Annotated in this window: 14 protein-coding genes and 1 pseudogene; 4 read left to right on the top strand and 11 right to left on the bottom strand. The window is 69.2% G+C overall.

What is annotated here, in order from left to right:
* Nucleotides 1-185 precede the first annotated feature (185 nt).
* Nucleotides 186-2,309 carry a type IIA DNA topoisomerase subunit B gene (locus ACFVT5_RS19935; RefSeq protein ID WP_389889180.1) on the bottom strand — a complete coding sequence of 708 codons (2,124 nt, stop codon included), beginning with the start codon at nt 2,307-2,309 and terminating at the stop codon, nt 186-188.
* Nucleotides 2,310-2,749: 440 nt separating this feature from the next.
* Here ACFVT5_RS19935 and ACFVT5_RS19940 point away from each other — a divergent pair, with 440 nt between their 5' ends.
* Nucleotides 2,750-2,980 carry a hypothetical protein gene (locus ACFVT5_RS19940; RefSeq protein WP_389889183.1) on the top strand — a complete coding sequence of 77 codons (231 nt, stop codon included), beginning with the start codon at nt 2,750-2,752 and terminating at the stop codon, nt 2,978-2,980.
* Between the two features lie 102 nt (nt 2,981-3,082).
* On the opposite strand, the gene ACFVT5_RS19945 is transcribed toward ACFVT5_RS19940, so the two are convergent.
* The 7 genes and pseudogenes from ACFVT5_RS19945 to ACFVT5_RS19975 all read right to left on the bottom strand — a co-directional run bounded on the left by ACFVT5_RS19945 (nt 3,083) and on the right by ACFVT5_RS19975 (nt 12,822).
* Nucleotides 3,083-3,925: a serine protease gene (locus ACFVT5_RS19945; RefSeq protein ID WP_389889186.1), complete on the bottom strand. Its 843-nt coding sequence runs from the start codon at nt 3,923-3,925 to the stop codon at nt 3,083-3,085.
* A 237-nt stretch (nt 3,926-4,162) separates the two neighbouring features.
* Nucleotides 4,163-5,710, bottom strand: a complete 1,548-nt coding sequence (locus ACFVT5_RS19950) for an RNA polymerase sigma factor (RefSeq protein WP_389889189.1) — start codon at nt 5,708-5,710, stop codon at nt 4,163-4,165.
* A gap of 722 nt (nt 5,711-6,432) precedes the next feature.
* Nucleotides 6,433-7,320, bottom strand: a complete 888-nt coding sequence (locus tag ACFVT5_RS19955; RefSeq protein ID WP_389889192.1) for a FadR/GntR family transcriptional regulator — start codon at nt 7,318-7,320, stop codon at nt 6,433-6,435.
* 162 nt (nt 7,321-7,482) lie between these two features.
* Nucleotides 7,483-9,444, bottom strand: a complete 1,962-nt coding sequence (locus ACFVT5_RS19960) for an ATP-binding cassette domain-containing protein (protein WP_389889195.1) — start codon at nt 9,442-9,444, stop codon at nt 7,483-7,485.
* Nucleotides 9,445-9,621: 177 nt separating this feature from the next.
* Entirely contained in the window at nt 9,622-10,383 is a 762-nt protein-coding gene (locus ACFVT5_RS19965; RefSeq protein ID WP_389889198.1) for an NUDIX domain-containing protein, read from the bottom strand.
* A gap of 140 nt (nt 10,384-10,523) precedes the next feature.
* Nucleotides 10,524-10,717: pseudogene (locus ACFVT5_RS19970) on the bottom strand (glycogen debranching protein); the annotation flags it as partial.
* A gap of 401 nt (nt 10,718-11,118) precedes the next feature.
* The gene (locus tag ACFVT5_RS19975) at nt 11,119-12,822 is read right to left on the bottom strand and encodes a DUF4192 domain-containing protein (RefSeq protein WP_389889201.1); all 1,704 of its coding nucleotides are present in this window, start codon (nt 12,820-12,822) and stop codon (nt 11,119-11,121) included.
* A gap of 133 nt (nt 12,823-12,955) precedes the next feature.
* Between ACFVT5_RS19975 and ACFVT5_RS19980 the strand changes: the two genes are divergently transcribed.
* Both ACFVT5_RS19980 and ACFVT5_RS19985 read left to right on the top strand, forming a co-directional pair.
* Nucleotides 12,956-15,205 (top strand): DEAD/DEAH box helicase, encoded by a 2,250-nt coding sequence (locus ACFVT5_RS19980; RefSeq protein WP_389889204.1) that lies wholly within the window; start codon nt 12,956-12,958, stop codon nt 15,203-15,205.
* Nucleotides 15,206-15,519: 314 nt separating this feature from the next.
* On the top strand, nt 15,520-16,158 hold the full coding sequence (locus ACFVT5_RS19985) for a hypothetical protein (protein ID WP_389889206.1): 639 nt from the start codon (nt 15,520-15,522) through the stop codon (nt 16,156-16,158).
* Between the two features lie 201 nt (nt 16,159-16,359).
* On the opposite strand, the gene ACFVT5_RS19990 is transcribed toward ACFVT5_RS19985, so the two are convergent.
* The 3 genes from ACFVT5_RS19990 to ACFVT5_RS20000 form a co-directional block, all read right to left on the bottom strand.
* Complete coding sequence (locus tag ACFVT5_RS19990; protein ID WP_389889208.1) at nt 16,360-17,022, bottom strand: hypothetical protein; 663 nt, start codon at nt 17,020-17,022, stop codon at nt 16,360-16,362.
* A gap of 68 nt (nt 17,023-17,090) precedes the next feature.
* Nucleotides 17,091-17,792 (bottom strand): ribonuclease HII, encoded by a 702-nt coding sequence (locus tag ACFVT5_RS19995; protein WP_389889211.1) that lies wholly within the window; start codon nt 17,790-17,792, stop codon nt 17,091-17,093.
* Nucleotides 17,793-17,853: 61 nt separating this feature from the next.
* A complete protein-coding gene (locus ACFVT5_RS20000; protein WP_389889214.1) occupies nt 17,854-18,477 on the bottom strand; it encodes a TetR/AcrR family transcriptional regulator in 624 nt (207 codons plus the stop codon).
* A gap of 150 nt (nt 18,478-18,627) precedes the next feature.
* Here ACFVT5_RS20000 and ACFVT5_RS20005 point away from each other — a divergent pair, with 150 nt between their 5' ends.
* Entirely contained in the window at nt 18,628-20,175 is a 1,548-nt protein-coding gene (locus ACFVT5_RS20005) for an MFS transporter (RefSeq protein ID WP_389889217.1), read from the top strand.
* Nucleotides 20,176-20,261: the final 86 nt, after the last annotated feature.

Consider the following 20,261-nt stretch of genomic DNA (forward strand, 5'->3'; position numbering starts at 1 on the left):
ATCATGGGTGGATCCGGTGTCTCCACCCGCGGGTGGAGACACCGGATCCATGTCACTCGAAGAGGTGACGGCGTGCGGCAGACGGCGCCATCCCATGCCTCGGACCCGGCTGATCTCCTGATCGCCGCCGAACCTGGCCGGGGACCGGGACGGGAGACCGGGGGCCGGGGGCCGGCAGCGACGGGCTAGGCGTCGATGCGCGACCGGTCCAGCGTCGCCGCCGAGTTGGAGATGAACTCCTTGCGCGGCGCCACCTCGTTGCCCATGAGGAGATCGAAGACCTGCTCGGATGCCTCAAGGTCCGAGATGTTGATGCGGCGCAGCGTCCGATGGCGCGGGTCCATCGTGGTCTCCGCCAGCTGATCGGCGTCCATCTCACCGAGGCCCTTGTAGCGCTGGATGGAGTCCTTGTAGCGCACACCCTTGCGCTGGAACTCCATCACCGTCTCGCGCAACTCCCGGTCCGAGTACGTGTACACGTACTTGTCCTGCCCCTTCTTCGGCTGGACCAGCTCGATCCGGTGCAGCGGCGGCACGGCCGCGAAGACGCGACCCGCCTCGACCATGGGACGCATGTAGCGCTGGAACAGCGTCAGCAGCAGGATGCGGATGTGGGCGCCGTCAACATCGGCGTCGACCAGGAGAATGATCTTCCCGTAGCGGGCCGCGTCGATGTCGAACGTCCGGCCGGATCCGGCTCCTATGACCTGGATGATCGCGCCGCACTCGGCGTTCTTGAGCATGTCCGAGACGGACGCCTTCTGAACGTTGAGAATCTTGCCGCGGATCGGGAGCAGCGCCTGGAACTCGGAGTTGCGCGCGAGCTTGGCGGTGCCGAGCGCGGAGTCCCCCTCGACGATGAACAGCTCACTGCGCTCCACGTCGTCGCTGCGGCAGTCGGCGAGCTTGGCCGGCAGCGACGAGGACTCCAGAGCGGTCTTCCGGCGCTGCGCCTCCTTGTGCTGGCGGGCCGCGATACGCGTGCGCGCGGCGGCGACGGCCTTCTCCATGACGGACCGTGCCTGGGCCTTTGCGTCACGCTTGGTGGAGGTCAGGAACTCCTTGAGTTCCTTGGCGATCACATTGGCGACGATGCGGTTGGCGGCCGAGGTGCCCAGCACCTCCTTGGTCTGCCCCTCGAACTGCGGCTCGGCCAGGCGCACGGTGACGACCGCGGTGAGGCCCTCCAGGGCGTCGTCCTTGACGATGTCGTCCTCGGCCACACGCAGCAGCTTCTGGCTGCGCAGCACCTCGTTCATCGTCTTGGTCACCGAGCGTTCGAACCCGGTGACGTGGGTACCGCCCTTGGGCGTGGCGATGATGTTGACGAACGACTTGAGCGTGGTGTCGTACCCGGTCCCCCAGCGCATGGCCACGTCCACAGCCAGTTCGCGGGTCACCTCGGTGGGCGTCATTTGTCCGTGGTCGTCGAGGACAGGAACGGTCTCCTTGAAGGTGCCCTGTCCGGACAGGCGCAGAACGTCGCAGACCGGCTTGTCCGACGCCAGGTACTCGCAGAACTCACTGATGCCGCCGTCGAAGCGGAAGGACTCCTCGCCCTTGCTGCCGCCGTCACCGAGCCCGTACTCGTCGCGTACGACGATGGTCAGGCCGGGCACCAGGAACGCGGTCTGACGCGCGCGCTGGTGCAGCATCTCCAGATTGAGCTTGGCGTCCTTGAGGAAGATCTGACGGTCGGCCCAGTAACGCACGCGCGTGCCCGTGCGCGTCTTGGGGATCCTCTTGGTCTTGCGCAGGCCACTGTCCGGATCGAACGGGGCGTCGGCCCCGAGCTTCGCGAAGGCACCGGGGACACCGCGCCGGAAGCTGATCGCATGGGTGTGGCCGCTGCGGTCGACCTCGACGTCGAGCCTCGCCGACAGGGCGTTCACGACGGAGGCGCCCACACCGTGCAGACCACCGGAGGCGGCGTACGACCCGCCGCCGAACTTGCCGCCGGCGTGCAGCTTGGTCATCACGACCTCGATGCCGGACAGCCCGGTCTTCGGCTCCACGTCGACAGGGATGCCGCGGCCGTTGTCCCGCACCTCGACGGACGCGTCGTCGTGCAGGATGACGTCGATGTGGTCGCAGTACCCGCCCAGGGCCTCGTCGACGGAGTTGTCGATGATCTCCCAGAGGCAGTGCAACAGGCCACGGCTGTCCGTCGAGCCGATGTACATGCCCGGACGTTTGCGGACGGCCTCCAGGCCCTCCAGGACGAGCAGGTGCCGCGCGGTGTAGTTGGAACCGTCCCGGTCTGCTCCGGTCAGCAGCGCAGTGGACGGCACAGACGTATCGGCGGTCACGCGGTTCGCTCCTCGCTGAATTTCAGGTAGGACCCTTTGGGGTAAGGGCCCGGCTTCGGTCGCCGGTCAGAGGGTACCGAGCCCTGGTAGAGCCGTTGTCACGCCACCCTCGTGCAATCTCAGCCTAGTCCACGGTCGCATGCTTGTTCGATCGCTCGATGGAGTGAAGCGCATATCACGTTCCCTTCCAGGCATGAACCATTTAGGCTCCGGGCACGTCCTCATGAACAACCGGCAACCCAGCCGGGAGGACACAACCCGACAGACAGCGCGAACCCGTAAGACACAAAGACACGTAATACGGCACATTCGCCGCCAATCGGCAGCTGAGGACCACCTCGGAAAGATTTTTTCGAGGAGAAGCCGCGAGCGGGAACGTTTTCGGCCTGGTTGGATGTTGACCCTGGTACGACAGCTCGTCGAGCTAGAGAAGAGGCGACGTGACTACTGTTCTGACCCCCGCGAGCCCGCTGACGGCCGCCGATCGCTGCGACCGCTGCGGCGCCCAGGCTTACCTGCGCGTCGTCCTGACGAGCGGTGGTGACTTGCTCTTCTGCGCCCACCACGGTCGCAAGTTCGAGCCGGAACTCAAGAAGATCGCCGCTGAAATACAGGACGAGACGGAGCGCCTGACCCCCGCCCCGGCATCCGCCGAGGACGAGGAACGCTGACACTTCGCATCAACGACGAGCCAGCACCGGCACAGGCCGGCGAGCGAGCGGCTGCCCCTGCACCTCAGGGGCAGCCGCTCGTGTTCGTCCGCGGACCCGCACTCAGCCACGGACCCTGGACGCCCCTCTGACGTCCCTGAGGGCCGCTGAGACGCGCGTATAGACCCCGGGGCTGCCCGGCTGCCCGCAGCCGCTTCCCCACGACACCAGGCCGATCAGGCGCCCGTGTGCGACCAGTGGGCCCCCACTGTCGCCCTGGCAGGCGTCCCGTCCGCCTTCCTCCTCACCGGCACACAGCATGGAATCGGCCCGGTACGCCCCGTCCGCGTTCCCGGGGTAGGCCGCCTCACACAGAGCATCCGGCAGTACCTGGATCTGTGCGGAATGAAGCATTCTGGCGTAGCCGCCTCTCCCCGTGGTGTCTCCCCAGCCGTAGACGGAGGCAGGGGTGCCGGGCTTGGAGGCAGAGTCGCCTTCACCCGCCACGCTGATCACATAGCCCTCGGGAAGCTGCTTCGACAATGTGACGAGCGCCACATCGCCGGAGTTCGTGGTGCTGTCGTAGCGAGGATTGACCCGAACGGACCGCACCGGGATCTCGACTCCACCGGAACTCCTCAGGTCGCTGCGTCCGGCGATCACCTTGAGGTCGCCCGGAGTCCTCCCGGAGGCGCCGAGAACCTCTCGGCCGAGGCAGTGCGCCGCCGTGAGCACCGTCGTGCGACCGATGACGACCCCGCCGCAGAACTGTCCCGCCCGGGTACCGCCGAACCGGTCACGGCTGGAGAGCGCCACCACCCAGGGACTGTCCGCCACGTCCACCGGATGACCACCGATGACGACACTGTCGGCCGCCACGGCTGTCGGGGTGGCCAGGGGCAGCCCGGAAGCGGTGGCCGCCATGGCCAGCGCGCCGGTCAGGTTTCGGACGACGGGACGGAGCATGCGCTCTCCTCACTCTGCGTTGCAGTGACATACCCAGAGTGATCCAGAGGCGTCGACATCGCACGCCGCGCGCGTGTCGCCGATCGGGCCTCCGACCACGCGGGCGGCAACCGTTACGCGCCGAAGGCCCGGCTCCCTTGCGGGAGGCCGGGCCTTCGGTGGCGTATCGACGGATCGGTGCGCGCTACTGTCGCGTCACGTGATCAGCCGCGTAAGGCGATCAGTCGCGTGACACGATCAGTCGAGGTAGTCGCGCAGTACCTGAGAACGCGACGGGTGCCGGAGCTTCGACATGGTCTTGGACTCGATCTGCCGGATGCGCTCGCGGGTGACGCCGTACACCTTGCCGATCTCGTCGAGGGTCTTCGGCTGACCGTCGGTGAGACCGAAACGCATGGACACAACGCCGGCCTCACGCTCGGAGAGCGTGTCGAGGACCGAGTGCAGCTGCTCCTGGAGGAGCGTGAAGCTGACGGCGTCGGCCGGGACGACCGCCTCGGAGTCCTCGATGAGGTCACCGAACTCGCTGTCGCCGTCCTCGCCGAGCGGGGTGTGCAGTGAGATGGGCTCGCGACCGTACTTCTGGACCTCGATGACCTTCTCGGGGGTCATGTCGAGTTCCTTGGCCAGCTCCTCCGGGGTGGGCTCCCGACCCAGGTCCTGGAGCATCTGACGCTGCACGCGCGCGAGCTTGTTGATGACCTCGACCATGTGCACCGGGATACGGATGGTGCGGGCCTGGTCGGCCATGGCGCGGGTGATCGCCTGCCGAATCCACCAGGTGGCGTACGTGGAGAACTTGTAGCCCTTGGTGTAGTCGAACTTCTCGACCGCGCGGATGAGACCGAGATTGCCCTCCTGGATGAGGTCCAGGAAGAGCATGCCGCGACCGGTGTAGCGCTTGGCCAGCGAGACCACCAGGCGGAGGTTGGCCTCCAGGAGGTGGTTCTTGGCGCGGCGGCCGTCCTCGGCGATGATCTCCAGCTCGCGCTTGAGCTTCGGCGCGAGCTTGTCGGCGTTGGCGAGCTTGTCCTCGGCGAAGAGACCGGCCTCGATGCGCTTGGCCAGCTCCACCTCCTGCTCGGCGTTGAGGAGGGGGACCTTGCCGATCTGCTTCAGGTAGTCCTTGACGGGGTCGGCGGTGGCGCCCGCCGCCGCGACCTGCTGCGCGGGGGCGTCGTCCTCGTCCTCGTCGGACAGGACGAAGCCCTGGCTGCCGTCCTCCGCGGGCTCCTCGCCGGGCTTGCCGGCGGCGGCACCCGCGGTCTCCTCGACCGCCTCTTCGTCGACGATCTCGTCGGCGTCCTTCTTGGTGGCGCTCTTCTTGGCCGTCGTCTTCTTGGCGACGGTCTTCTTGGCGACCGTCTTCTTCGCCACCGTCTTCTTGGCGGCGGCCTTCTTCGCGGGCGCGGTCTCGTCAACGATGGCGTCGGTGGCGGCCTCGGCGGGGGCGGCCGTGGCGGTCGCCTTCTTGGCCGTGACCGTCTTGGCCGCCACGGTCTTGGTGGCGGTCCGCTTGGCCGGACTCTTCGCTGCGACGCTCTTTCGGGTGCGCTTGGGCTCCGCGGCACTGACCATCAGCGTCACACCCTCTTCCTCGAGGATCTGGTTGAGGCTGCGCAGTACGTTCTTCCACTGAGTGGCCGGAATCTGGTCAGCTTCGAAGGCCCGACGCACGTCATCGCCGGCGATCTGCCCCTCAGCCTTTCCCCGCTCGATGAGCGCCATGACAGAGACGGAATCGGCGATCTCCGGCGGGAGCGTACGGGATGTGCTGGCCGACACGAACAACCTCTCGGAACGTTGGAAAACGGCTTCCGGCCCCTGTCCAGTGTGGACCGGAGCCGACGACCGCCGACTTGGGGATGGGCCGACGGCGTGGGCGTGGGGCCTAGGAGATGGACAGCGCCGTCGCTGGCGGCTGTATTCCCTCTTCGGCTGTCACCTCTTAGGTCATCGCGCAGTTCCGAGGAGCGTTACGCCCAATCTGCGTGGCCCGAGTCACACCCCGTAAGCACTCAAAAGCATGTAGATACGGTCAGAAACGGTCAGAGATCGGTCGATCAGGGTCGATGGCCCCTCACCGGGGTTCAATGCCGCTCCAACGCCGTCTGAAACATCGCCCGGCCCACGAACGAACACGAACGGCCGTACTTGGCCGGAACCGATGCATGAACCGATGCATGAACCGGAACCGGTACATAAGAAGGCGCCGGGTGCGGCCGGACCCGCGCCGGGCCGTATGAGGCATCCGACGCGGGTCGAGCCGCGCGGGGCACGCATGTCGCGGACGGTACGCATGTCGCGGACGGCACCGCGCGGGGTGTCCGTCGGGCGCTACGCGTACGCACGCGGGACGGACGTCGTCTGGCGGAACGGTTCCCCCGTGGTCGTCGGCGAACCTCGGCGACCGTGGCGCGACCCTGCGTCAACAACGCGTACGCGCGCGGGAGGAGCGGTACGTGCGGGCCGACAGGGCCGCCGCGCGGGCAATCAGTGCGACCGATTCAGTGCTCGCGGGGCGCGGGCACCACGCGCTCCACCTCGGGGTGGACAATGAGCAGTTGACGCATCGCGGCTTCCGCACCGGGTCCGTCCCCCGCGGCGAGGGCGTCCGCGATACGGGAGTGATGCGCCACCGAGGTCTCGTTCGGACGGTCGCAACCGGTGACCGGGCCGCCCGATACCTGGAGTGCGGCCGAGACGATGCCGGACAGGTGCTCCAGCATGCGATTGCCGGCGACCTGGATGAGCAGCGCGTGGAACTCGGCGTCCGCGCGCGCGAAGGTGATCGAGTCCGCCTGCCCAAGGGCGTGACCCATGATGTCGACCATGTCGGCAAGTCGCTGCTGCACCTCCTCGCGCCCGTGCCCGGCGGCAAGGCGGGCGGCCAGCGGCTCGATCGTCCAGCGCAGTTCGCTCAGTTCGCGGCGCTGGTCGTCGCGCTGGGGTCCGAAGGCCCGCCACTCGATGATGTCCGGGTCAAGAAGGTTCCAGTCACTGACCGGTCGCACGCGCGTGCCCACATTGGGACGGGCGCTCACCAGTCCCTTGGCCTCCAGAACACGGAGTGATTCGCGGACGACGGTGCGGGAAACCTCGAAACGCTGCCCGATCTCCTCGGGCACGAGCGGGCGGTCGGCGCCCAGGTCACCGGAGACAATCATCTGGCCCAACTGTTGGACGAGTTGACCGTGCAGTCCACGGCCACGGCTGCCCGCGGGTCGTCGGCCCACGCGTCCCAGCTCCTGGTCCGCGCCGTCCCAGACGGGGGCTCCCACGCGATCAGTACTCCGGGCCTCCGCGTAGGGGTAGCGGTCGAGTTCGCCCGGTCCGGCGAGGCCGGAGTCGGCGGAGCGGGCGGCGGTCATCATGGTGTGCGCAAGGGTACTCACGGATCCTTTGTCGGCGTTGCTCTCAACCGCCTTGAGGTCTTTGGTGAAAAGCACACGAAAGGGTGATCGCTCACCCCGCCGCAATTGACGCCTTATCGGAAAGAAATGAGCGTTGTCAGGGAAGTTGTGCGCAGCGGCGGATCGGATTCAGTGAGTCGGTCTTCAACGAACCCTGCTGCGCACCCCCGTGAGCACATATGCGCAGAGCAGAGCGGTCAGCGACAACATCAGCGCACTGCCCACAGGTTGAACGATCATCCGCAGAGCGGCAGCGAGATAACGCTCCGCGCCGAACGGCCACTGCACCAGTGCGAGATCCCGCAACCGCGCGGGAAAGCCGGCGGCTGTTCGTACAGCCGGTCCCTCGACGGCTTTCTGTACGGCCGGTACGACGGCTACGGGGACGGCGAGTACGGCGGCAAGTCCGGCTGTCGTGGACTTGAACACTCCGGCCGCGAGCACTCCTGCCCAGGCGCACCCGGTGACCATGCTGATCCAACTCACGGACAGCGGTAGCCAGTCGGCGGGAACTCTGGTGAGTTCCTGTCCGTATACAAGCTGGAGCACCGCGGCGTCACAGCCCACGGTCAGAAAGGCCAGCAGCAGCGCGGTACCCGCCGCGACCGCGAGTTTGGCGCCGAGCAGACCGAGACGTCGGGGGACGGTTCCGCGATCCGCGGCGAGGGCGGGGTGGCGGAACTCGTCGCCGAAGGCGAGCGCCCCGAGGAGTCCCGCGCCCAGAGCGGCGGGCGGCAGCGGCAGTTCCTCGGGCCAGGCCGCCAGCAGCCGTGGCTGTGGGCTGTGACCGATCCTGGCGAGGAGGACCGCGATGACGGCGGAGCTGATCAGTACGGCGGCACCGGTGAAGTAGCCGGTACCGATGCCGGTGGCACGGCGCAGTTCGTAGCGCAGGGGGCGCAGGGGGGTGCGCGCGGTGCGTACCGTCACGGGTGGCGGCAGGGGTGAGCTGTTCGTTCCAGTGGGCCGCGCCACCCCTGACGGTTCGTCCGACATGTGGGCCGCCGTCGCCGATTCGGTCGGGGACCCGTGATCACCCGTGCTGGACTCGGCGTAGGTGTCGGGTTCGTATTCCGACAACAGATCGTCGAATTCCACCAACGGATCGGACTCGGGCACGAGCTGGGGCTGGGGTTCGGGCTGGCGCTCATAAACGGTGCCATCGGTCGCGACGGGGATGCGGACGTCGCCGCCGAATCCCTCTGCCGCTCGCTGCCACTCATGCGCCGACGGCCCCATGTCTCCGGTCTCGTCGGAGAGTTGGTGGACGAGGATGCCGTGACGGTACGCGGCCTCCCCCACCTCGGCGCAACTGCTTCCGTACACCGAGAGGCGGTTGCCGTCCTCCTTGACGACCTCGACGGAACGCCGCGCGGTGCGGGCCTCCTTCGCGAGCAGCACACCAAGTCGGGCGGCGTGCGGAGTCCGGACAGCCACCCTTGGCCGCAGTCGGGTACGGGCGAAGTCTGCGACATCCTGATCCCCGACGACCCGCCCTGCGTCCAGCGTCAGGACACGGTCCGCGGTACGCGCTGCCGCCTTGGCGTCGTCCGTGGTGAACAGGACCGTGCCACCAAGGGACGCGTGCGCACGCAGAACACCGTGCAGCCAGCCGGTCTCTCGCGCGGAGAGCCCGTCCTCCGGAGCGTCCAGGACCAGCGTGTGCGGGTCTCCGATCAGGACGCAGGCGAGCCCGAGGCGCCGATCCAGGCCACGGGACAGCATGCCCAGGCACTCGTCCCGCAGACTCACCAGCCCTACGGATTCGAGGACTTCGTCGGCACGCTGCACGGGCACCCCGGCGGCGGCGCACAACATCCGCAGATGGCCTCTGACCGTTCGCGAGGGGTGGCCGGGTACCTCCCCCAGGAGGACGCCCACCTCGCGTGCGGGGTGCGCGACGCGGTGCAGCGGTCGACCTCTGAAGTAGGTGACGCCTCGGCCCTGTTGGAGTTCGAGCATCAGTCTGAGCGCGGTCGTCTTGCCCGACGCCGGGGCGCCGAGCAGGGCGGTGACATGGCCCGTGTGCGCTTCGAACGAGACGTCGTCGACGGCGGGCTTAAGCCCCTTACGGGGATTGCTGGTCAGTCCGATGGCCTGGATCATCGCTTCTCTCGCAGGAGGTGCGACCGCTCGGCGGCCGGGGCCCGTCCGCCGAGCGGGGACGGACGAACCCCGTGGGTACCGCAGCAAGATAGCGCGACATTTGAGACTTTTCGGTCAGGAGACGGAAGCGGGTGGTGTCGGCCACCAAGGAATCGAGGTGAGCCGACCCGTCCGCACTCAGACTTCGGGCCGCAGCATCGGCGGGTTCAGCAAGGTCGCCCCACCCGCCCTGAACAGCTGTGCGGGTCGGCCGCCCTGGCGTGTGGTGGTCCCTCCGCTGGGCACGAGGAAGCCTGGCGTCCCGGTCACCTTGCGGTGGAAGTTGCGGGGATCGAGCGCCACGCCCCACACCGCCTCGTACACCCGTCGCAACTCGCCGACCGTGAACTCCGGCGGACAGAAGGCCGTGGCCAGCGACGAGTACTCGATCTTCGAACGGGCCCGCTCCACTCCGTCCGTCAGGATCCGCGCGTGGTCGAAGGCGAGGGGTGCCGCCTGCTCGCCCTCGCGACCGTAACCGCCCTGGTTGAGGAGTGCTTCGACCGGCGCCCAGCGGGCACTGTTCGCGTCCCCACCGGCCCTCGGTGCCGGCAGGTCAGGGGCAAGGGCCAGGTGCGCCACGCTGACCACTCGCATCCTCGGGTCGCGCTGGGGGTCGCCATAGGTGGCGAGCTGTTCCAGGTGCGCGCCGTTGGCCTGCGCCGGGGCCGACGGATCGTGCGCGCAGAGTCCCGTCTCCTCCACCAGTTCACGAGCCGCCGCGGCCGACAGGTCCTCGTCGACGCGTACGAATCCTCCGGGGAGCGCCCACCGCCCTTGGAACGGTGCCTCACCGCGCCGGACCGCCAACGCGCACAAGGCATGACGGCGCACGGTCAGCACCACCAGATCGACGGTGACAGCGAACGGCGGAAAGGCTGACGGGTCGTAGGGCGACATGCCGCGATCTTAGTCGTCTTCCTGACGATAAACACTCCCTTCGCCTTCTCCTGACGTGTACTTTCTCCTGAGCCTCCCTCCCGCCTCCCGTCGGCCCGAACGCTGCTGCCCACCTCCTCGCCCGACCGTGGACGAGCCGGTCATGCCCCCAGTTGCAGCCCTTCGGCCGCCTCCTCCACCATCGCCACGCCCAGCCTGGCGCCCCTCACCGAGAACGGGACGCAGGCCACTCGCAGGCCGGTGAACCCGACCTCGCCCAGGGGGCGCCGCGGACCGGGCACAGGCTCACCGTGCCTCCCGGCGCGTCGGGGCGGATCCCGGCAAGGACGGCGACTCCTCCGAGAAGGCAGCGCGGAGCTGGGCCACCCACTGCCGCAGTCCACTGCCGCCCGGCCGGCCTTCGGCGGCCGTCGCCCACTGTCTCGCGCAGCCATCGCAGACATCGCTCAGCCGGCGGGACCAGGTATTCGATGTCCTTGAGGTGGCTTGTTCCGAGCTTTGCGAGAGCCGTGAGCGGGCCCAGTTCGGCACGTCCAGGCGTGGTGAACTGGGCGCCGAAGTGACGGCGGAGCCTGGTCACCAGGTCCGCCATCCAGGTGAACGGGGCTCGCCCTGCCCAGGTCACGCCCGCGCCCCGAGAGGTCGTCGGGGACCGGCCATGCGGATCACGCGGCTGGGAAGGGCCGCCCAACAGTGAGGGGCGTGGCTCCACCCCGACGCCTACGCCCTGGGGCCTCACCGATCGCTCCCCGGCCCACGACGGTCACTTCGGCGAGGAGGCCGGGGACCACCGCTCGAACGCTTCCCGATGACTCCGTTCGCCCCGTCACGAGCGGGCGTTCGCGGCCGGCGTCGCCGCACCAGCATGCCCTCCGACGACCGGAGACTCGCGCAAGCCGGGGAGGCCGAGGGCGAAGCCGGGGACGTGGGATCGGCAGGAGTCGGATCGGCGGACAGGCGATCGGGAGAGTCGGGATCGGGAGCCGACGAGTTCCGTGTCGGCACCTCGGAGTCGTCCGCAGTCGCCGTCGGCACGGCCGCCGGTTCGCGCGCGTCCCGTTCCTTGCTGAAGCACTGCCGGATCGTCTGCGGGTCCAGACCCTCGTTGCACGCCTCGTGCAGCAGTCGGGCGAACAGGTAGGTGGAGTCCACTCCCAAGGCCATGGCCAGCGCCTCGCGTCCCTCCAACTCGTCCCCCGTCGCCCACGCCACCCACCCCGCGAGCGTCAGGGGCGCCGCGGCGTGCTCCCGGTACGGGCCCACGCATCGGCGGGCCAGCACGCGCCACAGCCTGAGCGCGGAAGGCGCCTCATCGCTCTCCACCCACTCCGCCGCGCGGTCGCGGGTCTCCCGGTTCTGGAGGCCGAGAATCAGGGCCGCGGCTTCGTCATGAGCCACCAGTTCGTCGTCCTGGCGGTCCGAGGGCCCGACAGCGGCGCCCACGGCAGGCGGTACGTCGGCGAGTCGATTCATGATCCGCCGAGCGAGGTCCAGGGTCTCGACCGCCACATCATCGCGCCGTTCCGCGTCCAGCATGCGGGGCACCAGCGCCATGCCCGCGGCGTCGAGCGCGGATTTCTGCTCCAGCGCCGCCGCGTTCTCCCAGGGTGTGAGCCTGGCCCGGAACTCCTTCAGCGAGCCGCGTACTTGAAGTCCCGCGTAGGTGGCGGCTGCCGCCAGTACCGAGGTGCCGGGCAGTCCCATGGGCACACCCTCGGGCGGACAGCAGCGGTCACCGGGACAGCAGTAGGACCAGAAGCGGCCGTCCGAGAGGCACAGCGCCTCGATCACCGGAACGTCGAGGCGACCGCACGCGGTGCGCAGGTACTGGGCGAGGGGACGCAGGCGCTCCATCACGCTGCGACCATCTTCGACACGGCGACCTTCCTTGACGTGTCGGCCGTATTCCACGCGCCGGCCGCCCTCCAAACGTCGGCCGCCCTCGCCCCGTACCGGATCCTGGCAGAGGAAGGCGACGATGGCCTCGGGCTTGGCGCCCCTGCGCTCACTGCCGCTCACCAGAACCTGAGCGAGTTGATCGGCGACGGACGGCCAGTCGTCGGCGCGGTCCGGGAGACCGAGCCGCGCCCGCCCGCCGAAGCGGCCCTGCCCGTTCCGATCGTGCATGGCGACGAGCACGATGCTGTCCTCGGGCCGATACCCGAGCAGATACGGCAGTGCGTCCGCCAGTTCCGACGGTGAGCGCAGAGTGACCTGCTCCTGGTGACCCGGCGGGCCGAGCGGGACGCCGGGCCGCTCGGCGTCGCCGCCACGACCGTGGTGGAGCGGAATATTCCCCGCGGACGATTGGTGCGCCACCGATCCGAGTCCCGCGGCTCCCGGCGGTGCGGATTCCTGCGCGACAGAGTCCGGCTGAGTTGATTCGTGGTCGAAAGACCCGTCGTCGGAGGATCCGATTGCTTCGTTGTGATTCGTCATGGAGCGACCATGCACCGGAACAAAGGATTCCGGTTTATCCTGTGGATAACCCGGGTCAGGGACACGACAGGAGTTGTCCACAGGCTGGAGGGCTCGGTCGCGTGATGTCCGACCCATCAGGTTCCATGGGGCCATGAGCAACGAAGACCTGCGTTCGACGGCCGATGCCGTTCTGTCCCGCCTCGTCGGCGATCCGACCGGCCGGGCCCGGCTGCGCGAGGATCAGTGGCGTGCGATCGAGGCACTGGTCGCGGAGAAGCGCCGAGCCCTGGTCGTGCAGCGCACGGGCTGGGGAAAGTCCGCGGTGTACTTCGTCGCGACCGCTCTGCTGCGGGAGCAGGGCAGTGGGCCCACGGTGATCGTCTCCCCGCTTCTCGCGCTCATGCGCAACCAGGTGGAGGCCGCCGCACGGGCCGGGATCAAGGCGCGGACGATCAATTCCGCGAACACGGAGGAGTGGGACACCGTCCAGGCGGAGGTTGCCGCAGGCGAGGTCGATGTCCTCCTGGTGAGCCCCGAGCGGCTCAACAACCCGGACTTCCGGGACCAGGTTCTCCCCGAACTCGCCGCCGCCACCGGGCTTCTGGTGGTGGACGAAGCGCACTGCATCTCGGACTGGGGCCACGATTTCAGGCCGGACTACCGACGGCTGCGCACCATGCTCGCCGATCTTCCGCCAGGCGTCCCGGTGTTGGCCACGACGGCGACGGCCAATGCCCGTGTCACGGCGGACGTAGCGGAGCAGCTCGGAACGGCGAGCGCGGACGGCCCGTACGAAGCAGGCACGGGAACCGGGACCGGAGCCGGAGCAACCGCATCCGGAACCGCCACCGGCGCCGGCGCCGGCACTCGGGAGGCGCTCGTGCTCCGCGGGCCCCTCGACCGCGAGAGCCTGAGTCTGGGCGTGATCCAACTGCCCGACTCCGCCCACCGCCTGGCCTGGCTCGCCGAGCACCTGGACGAGTTGCCGGGCTCCGGAATCATCTACACCCTGACGGTCGCCGCAGCCGAGGAAGTCGCCGCCTTCCTGCGCCAGCGCGGACACACAGTGGCGTCGTACACGGGTAAGACCGAGAACGCGGAGCGGCAGCAGGCCGAAGACGACCTGCTCGCCAACCGTGTCAAGGCGCTGGTGGCCACGTCGGCGCTGGGCATGGGATTCGACAAACCCGATCTGGGGTTCGTCGTGCATCTCGGCTCCCCCTCCTCGCCCATCGCGTACTACCAGCAGGTGGGACGGGCCGGCCGTGGTGTCGAGCATGCCGAGGTGCTGCTCCTGCCCGGCAAGGAGGACCAGGCGATCTGGCAGTACTTCGCCTCGATCGCGTTCCCGCCCGAGGAGCAGGTGCGGCGCACCCTGGACGCGCTCGCACTGGCGGGGCGACCGCTGTCACTGCCCGCGCTGGAGCCCTTGGTAGAGCTGCGGCGCTCCCGCCTGGAGACCATGCTCAAGGTCCTTGACGTGGACGGAGCGGTCCGACGTGTGAAGGGCGGCTGGATCTCGACAGGCGAGCCGTGGGTGTACGACACGGAGCGTTACGCCTGGGTGGCGAAACAGCGGTCGGCGGAACAGCAGGCGATGCGGGACTACGCCACGACGGGCGGCTGCCGGATGGAGTTCCTGCGGCGGCAGTTGGACGACGAGGGGGCGGCACCCTGTGGCCGCTGTGACAACTGCGCGGGGTCCCGGTTCGGCGAGACGGTCTCGGACCCGGCGCTGGCCGCCGCGCGCGGGGAACTCGGCCGGGCGGGCGTCGAGGTCGAGCCCCGCAGGATGTGGCCGACGGGTCTGGCGGCCGTGGGGATCGACCTCAAGGGGCGGATCCAAGTCGGCGAACAGGCAGGGACGGGCAGGGCCCTGGGGCGCCTCTCCGACATCGGCTGGGGCAACCGGCTCCGACCGATGCTCGCACCCCAGGCCCCGGACGGCCCGGTACCGGACGATGTCGCGAAGGCCGTGGTGGACGTGCTCGCGGACTGGGCGAAGGGTCCCGGCGGCTGGGCCTCCGGGGCACCCGACGCACAGGCCCGCCCCGTGGGCGTGGTGACGATGACATCGCGGACGCGGCCCCGGCTGATCCACTCCCTGGGCACCCGGATCGCCGACGTCGGCCGTCTGCCGCTCCTCGGCTCGGTCGAGTACGCGCCCGGGGCGGACGTCGGTCACACCCCCCGCAGCAACAGCGCCCAGCGGCTGAGGGCTCTGGACGGGACGTTGACCGTGCCCGCCGACCTGGCGAAGGTCCTCCAAGAAGCGGACGGCGTCGTTCTGTTGGTGGACGACATGACCGACAGCGGCTGGACCCTGGCGATGGCGGCCCGGCTGCTGCGGCGCGCGGGCGCGAAGGGGGTGTCGCCTCTGGTGCTCGCCGTCCAGGCATGACCGCCGGCCCGCTCGGCCGGGCCAGGGTCGGGTGGGGTCAGACCAGGTCGGAAGGTCGGTCGAGGAGTCCGGTCGCGCGACAGATCGGGAGGGGCACGAGGCCGCTGGAGGACCTGATGGGAGGGATATAGACGACGGATCACCCGATACCGGTCGACAGTCCTAATTGCTCGTTGCCGCAAGCCTGTACGACGGGAAGAATTGGAAGGGCTCCCCTGCGGCTTGTCCGTGGTCCGGTCGGGCTGTGCCGCGGTGCGCGCGCCCCCACGTCCGCCCACCGTCCGCAGCGCGGGCGCGTATCCGAAGGGAGGGCCGTGACCTTCGGATTCACTCCGTCCACGGCGGCATCGATGTCGGAGTCCTCGACCCGTTCCGATCTCTACGCCGACCCCGCCAACCGCCTGTCCAGGATGCTCGAACCCGCCGAGTGGGCCGCGGCCGGGATACCGCTGCTCCGCAATCCACGCGAGGTCGTCAGCGGGCTCCACTCACGGCACCGTCCCACCCCGACCACGGCCGTCGTGGCGGTCCTGGACCCCGACGAACGGCTCAGCGCGAGCGCGTCGTTCGCGCGGCGGCCCGCGGCGGCGGACGGGTGGGTGCTGCGGAACGCGCTGTTGTCGCAGCTGCGCCGGGTGATCCCGCACGATCTGCGGCGACGGACCCCGATCCGTACCGCGGTACTGCTCTACTGCCGGGACGGCGACGCGCGGTGGACAGAGGAGGACGGCGCCTGGATGTGGGGACTCCGGGACGCGTGCACACTGCACGGGCTGCGCTGTGGGGCGTACATCACGCTGACCCGGGACGGTTGGCAGGTGCTGGGCGAGGGCCGGGGCGGCCGTCGGCCCAGCGCGCTGTCGGCATCGAACCACGTCGCCGACGTCGAGCCGCTGCCACCGCGTACCGGAGGCGCGGCGTCCGACCTCATGCGCCGCGCAGCCGCCCGCTGAGTCCACGCCACGGCGCCGCACCACGGTCGGGACCGCTGTCGACCCGCGCACGACCAGGTCCGCGCCCACGAGCACCGACGATGGATGCACCCCGACGCCCCTCCCGGGAACGCCCAGGGCAGCCCACGCCCGGTCCGGGGCAGCCCACATCGCCCGGTGCCCGGGAGCGGGCCCCGGGCGTGGGTGCCGCGCCGAGGCCGGTCAGACCCCGGCGCCCAACACCGAGTTGACGCGCTCCGGGTCGCCGCAGACGATCAGGAGACTGCTCGCCTTGGTGCGGGCGAGCGGCAGGGCGGTGACAATCGCCGTGTCGCCGCCGTTGACGGCGACGACCACGACGGGACGGGCGGTCGCCCGGCCGGCGCCGGCCGCGTCGGCGTAGAAGACGTCGTCGCCGGCGTCGTGCTGCGCCCAGTAGGCGGTGTCACCGAAGGACAGTTCGTGCGCGGCCCACGGGTGCTGCTCCCCGGTGGTGACCACCAGGATCTCTCCGGGGGCACGACCGGAATCGAGCAGCAGGTCGACGGCTTCCTCGGCGGCGTCCAGCGCGCCCTCGGCCGAGGCCGGGATGAGCTGGATCTGCGGTACCGCGGCAGCCTGGTTCGGAACAACGGGGGTCGACTCGGCCGGGGTGGCGGGAGTCGCGGCCGGGGCGGGACCCGGCTTGGCGGCCGACGGCTCGCGCGGCGTGCGCTGCGCGGGTGGCGTGGGCCGGAGAGCACCCGGGCGGCCAGGGCGCGGCGGAGCCGCGGGCCGTGGACCGGGTACAGGACGAGGGGTCGGCGCGGTACGGCCACTGGCCGGGGTAGCGCGGGGACCCTGGGCACTCTCGTGAATCTGAGGCTCCTCGGGAATGAGAGGCATGAGCTGATTTTTATCAAACACCGGTGCGACTCGCCCCGGCGGGTGGCACATGAGTGCGAGCGAAAACGTCAGAAATCAAGGCCGAGCTGGCCCTCGATCTCCGGAACGCCTCCGTCCGCCCAACTGCGGGCCTTCTTGAGATGCCGCCACTGGGGCAGCGCATCAAGATACGCCCACGTGAGCCGGTGGTACGGGGTGGGGCCCCGCTCCTCCAACGCGGCCCGGTGCACCGGTGACGGATAACCGGCATTGGCCGCAAAGTCGAAGTCTGCATGGTCGACACCCAGTTCGGCCATCATTTTGTCGCGCCGTACTTTGGCGATCACCGACGCCGCGGCGACAGCCACGCAGGAACGATCTCCCTTGATGACCGTGCGCACGCGCCAAGGGGGGCCGAGGTAGTCGTGCTTGCCGTCGAGGATGACCGCGTCGGGACATACGGGAAGGGCTTCCAGGGCACGGGTCGCGGCCAACCGGAGGGCGGCCGTCATGCCCAGGTCGTCGATCTCCTCGTGCGAGGCGTGACCGAGGGCATGGGCGGTGACCCAGCACTCCAACTCCTCCGCGAGCGGCGCGCGTCGCACGCGAGGGATGAGCTTGGAGTCCGTAAGCCCTTCGGGCGGCCGTCGCAATCCGGTGATCGCGGCGCAGACCGTGACCGGTCCCGCCCAGGCACCGCGCCCCACTTCGTCGACGCCCGCGATGACCTTCGCTCCGGTGATGGCGCGTATCGAGCGCTCGACGGTGTGGGTGGGTGCTTCGTATGCCATGACGCCTGTCACCCTACGCCGCCCGCGGCGCCCTCCGACACCCTGGTCCGGGCGGCTCGCGTCAGCCCGCCGACGGCCGGAGGAGCGGGACCATGACCCGATCGATCATCTCCTCCAGATCCCGGTCTTCCCATTCGCTTCCGCACACCTTCGAGCGGTACATCATCATCGCCGGGATGACATCGCAGACGTAGTCGTCGGTCGCCCCGGGGCGTACCTCGCCGCGGTCGATTCCGCGTCGGAGTACTTCCCTGATGAGTTCCACGCCCGGTTGGACGATGCCTTCGAAGATCACGCCGTGAAAGCGTTCAGCCGCCGGCACATCGCATTCGTGAAGGACGGAACGCAGGGCGGATCCCGGGCGCGAGAACATCGCCTCACGCATCAGGCGGCAGAGTTCCAGCAGGTCCTCTCGGACGCCGCCGGTGTCGGGGGCGACGTGCAGAGCGGGGAGCTCGGCCTGGAGCGCATCGGCCACCAGGTCCTCCTTTGAAGGCCAGCGGCGGTAGATCGCGGCCTTGCCGGTCTGGGCCTCGGCGGCGACGCCTTCCATGGTGAGGCCGCTCCAGCCGACCGTACTGAGCTGTTCCAGCGCGGCTTCGAGGATGGCGCGTTCCAGTACGGCGCCGCGCCGTCGCATGGAGGTCGGCGGTGGGGAGGCTGCCGTCCAGCGCGAAGTATCCATCTCTGCCTCTCCGATGAACCGTGAGCGGGTGCGTTGACGGGCCTACGAGCAGCGAATTCAGTGAACGGTTGCGTTCACTGTCGGGGACTCACTACCGTAGGCGTCACAGTGAACGGATCCGTTCACTAACGCACTTCTGGGGGACCCATAGTGACAACCTCTCAGTTGACCCATGACCGAAAGCCCGGTGCCGCCCGCCGTGAAGGACGGCGCGGCCTCGCACTGACCGTTATCGCTGCCTGCCAACTCATGGTCGTCCTGGACGCGACGATTGTGAACATCGCGCTTCCGCACATTCAGGACGCGCTGAAATTCTCCACCACCGACCTCACCTGGGTCGTCAGCGCGTACACCCTCACCTTCGGTGGACTGCTGCTTCTCGGCGGTCGCGCGGGGGACATCCTGGGGCGCCGCCGGGTCTTCATCACCGGCATTCTCATCTTCACCTTCGCCTCCCTGCTCGGCGGCCTTGCCCAAGAGCCCTGGCAACTGCTCGCGGCCCGTGTACTCCAGGGCGTCGGCGGCGCGATCGCGTCGCCGACTTCGCTGGCCCTCATCACCACGACCTTCCCCGAGGGACCCGAGCGGAACCGGGCGTTCGGTGTGTTCGCGGCGGTCTCCGCGGGCGGTGGCGCGGTCGGTCTACTGGCCGGCGGGATGCTCACCGAGTGGCTCGACTGGCGCTGGGTCCTGTTCGTCAATGTGCCGATCGGCATCCTGATCGCCGTTGTCACACCGATCTACATCAGCGAGTCCGAGCGCCATCCGGGGCGCTTCGACATCGCGGGCGCACTCACCTCCACGGGCGGTATGGCAGCGCTCGTGTACGGGTTCATCCGCGCGTCGGAGGAGGGCTGGCGGGACAGTCTGACGCTCGGTTCCTTCATCGCGGCGGCGGTGCTGCTCGTGGCGTTCGGCTTGATCGAGAGCCGTGCGAAGGAGCCGATCACACCGCTGAGGATGTTCGCCGACCGCAACCGTTCCGGCACGTATGTGATCATGCTGAGCCTGGCCGCGGCGATGTTCGGGATGTTCTTCTTCATCGTCCTGTTCGTGCAGAACGTCCTCTCGTACACGCCGATCGAGGCCGGCCTCGCCTTCCTGCCGGTGACGGTCGCGATCGCGGCCGGCGCGGGTCTGTCGCAGCGACTGCTGCCGGTGCTCGGCCCGAAGCCGTTCATGGTCACCGGTTCGACCATCGTGGTCTTGGGGCTCGGCTGGCAGACGTTCATCACTCCCGACAGTTCGTATCTCGGCGGGGTACTGGGGCCGATGGTGGTGTTCGGCTTCGGCATGGGGCTGAACTTCGTGACACTCACGCTGACAGCGGTCTCCGGGGTGGCCTCGCACGAAGCGGGCGCGGCATCGGGCCTGCTGAACGCGACGCAGCAGGTCGGCGGCTCGCTGGGCCTGTCGATCCTCACGACGGTGTTCGGTACGGCGAGCCGGGACGAGGCAAAGAAGCAGATCCCGGACTTCATGGCCAACGCGTCGCCGGGGCAGAAGGCCGAGTTCGCGAAGACGCAGCAACTGCCCGCGCCCTGGGGACACGAGGTGCTGTCGCACGGCATCGCCACGGCGTTCGTCCCGGCCGTCGCGATGGCCGTTCTGGCGCTGCTCACCGCGACCCTGGTGATCAGGGTCCGCAGGAGCGACCTGGAGGCGCTTTCCGGCACGGCGGGGCCTGCGGCCGGCTGACCGGTTGCCCCACTCCGACGGTTCGCCCCGGCCCGCCTGTCATGGGGCCGAGTCGGGGCCCGGGGCGGTCCGGGAATCGGAGTGGC

This window comes from Streptomyces sp. NPDC058001 (assembly GCF_042886315.1).
Lineage (GTDB): Bacteria > Actinomycetota > Actinomycetes > Streptomycetales > Streptomycetaceae > Streptomyces.

What these genes read in the sequence shown, in the direction of transcription:
- ACFVT5_RS19945 (WP_389889186.1), bottom strand. Translation starts at nt 3,925, where the DNA reads ATGCTCCGTCCCGTCGTCCGAAACCTGACCGGCGCGCTGGCCATGGCG.
- ACFVT5_RS19960 (WP_389889195.1), bottom strand. Translation starts at nt 9,444, where the DNA reads ATGATCCAGGCCATCGGACTGACCAGCAATCCCCGTAAGGGGCTTAAG.
- ACFVT5_RS19965 (WP_389889198.1), bottom strand. Translation starts at nt 10,383, where the DNA reads ATGTCGCCCTACGACCCGTCAGCCTTTCCGCCGTTCGCTGTCACCGTC.
- ACFVT5_RS19975 (WP_389889201.1), bottom strand. Translation starts at nt 12,822, where the DNA reads ATGACGAATCACAACGAAGCAATCGGATCCTCCGACGACGGGTCTTTC.
- ACFVT5_RS19980 (WP_389889204.1), top strand. Translation starts at nt 12,956, where the DNA reads ATGAGCAACGAAGACCTGCGTTCGACGGCCGATGCCGTTCTGTCCCGC.
- ACFVT5_RS19990 (WP_389889208.1), bottom strand. Translation starts at nt 17,022, where the DNA reads ATGCCTCTCATTCCCGAGGAGCCTCAGATTCACGAGAGTGCCCAGGGT.
- ACFVT5_RS19995 (WP_389889211.1), bottom strand. Translation starts at nt 17,792, where the DNA reads ATGGCATACGAAGCACCCACCCACACCGTCGAGCGCTCGATACGCGCC.
- ACFVT5_RS20000 (WP_389889214.1), bottom strand. Translation starts at nt 18,477, where the DNA reads ATGGATACTTCGCGCTGGACGGCAGCCTCCCCACCGCCGACCTCCATG.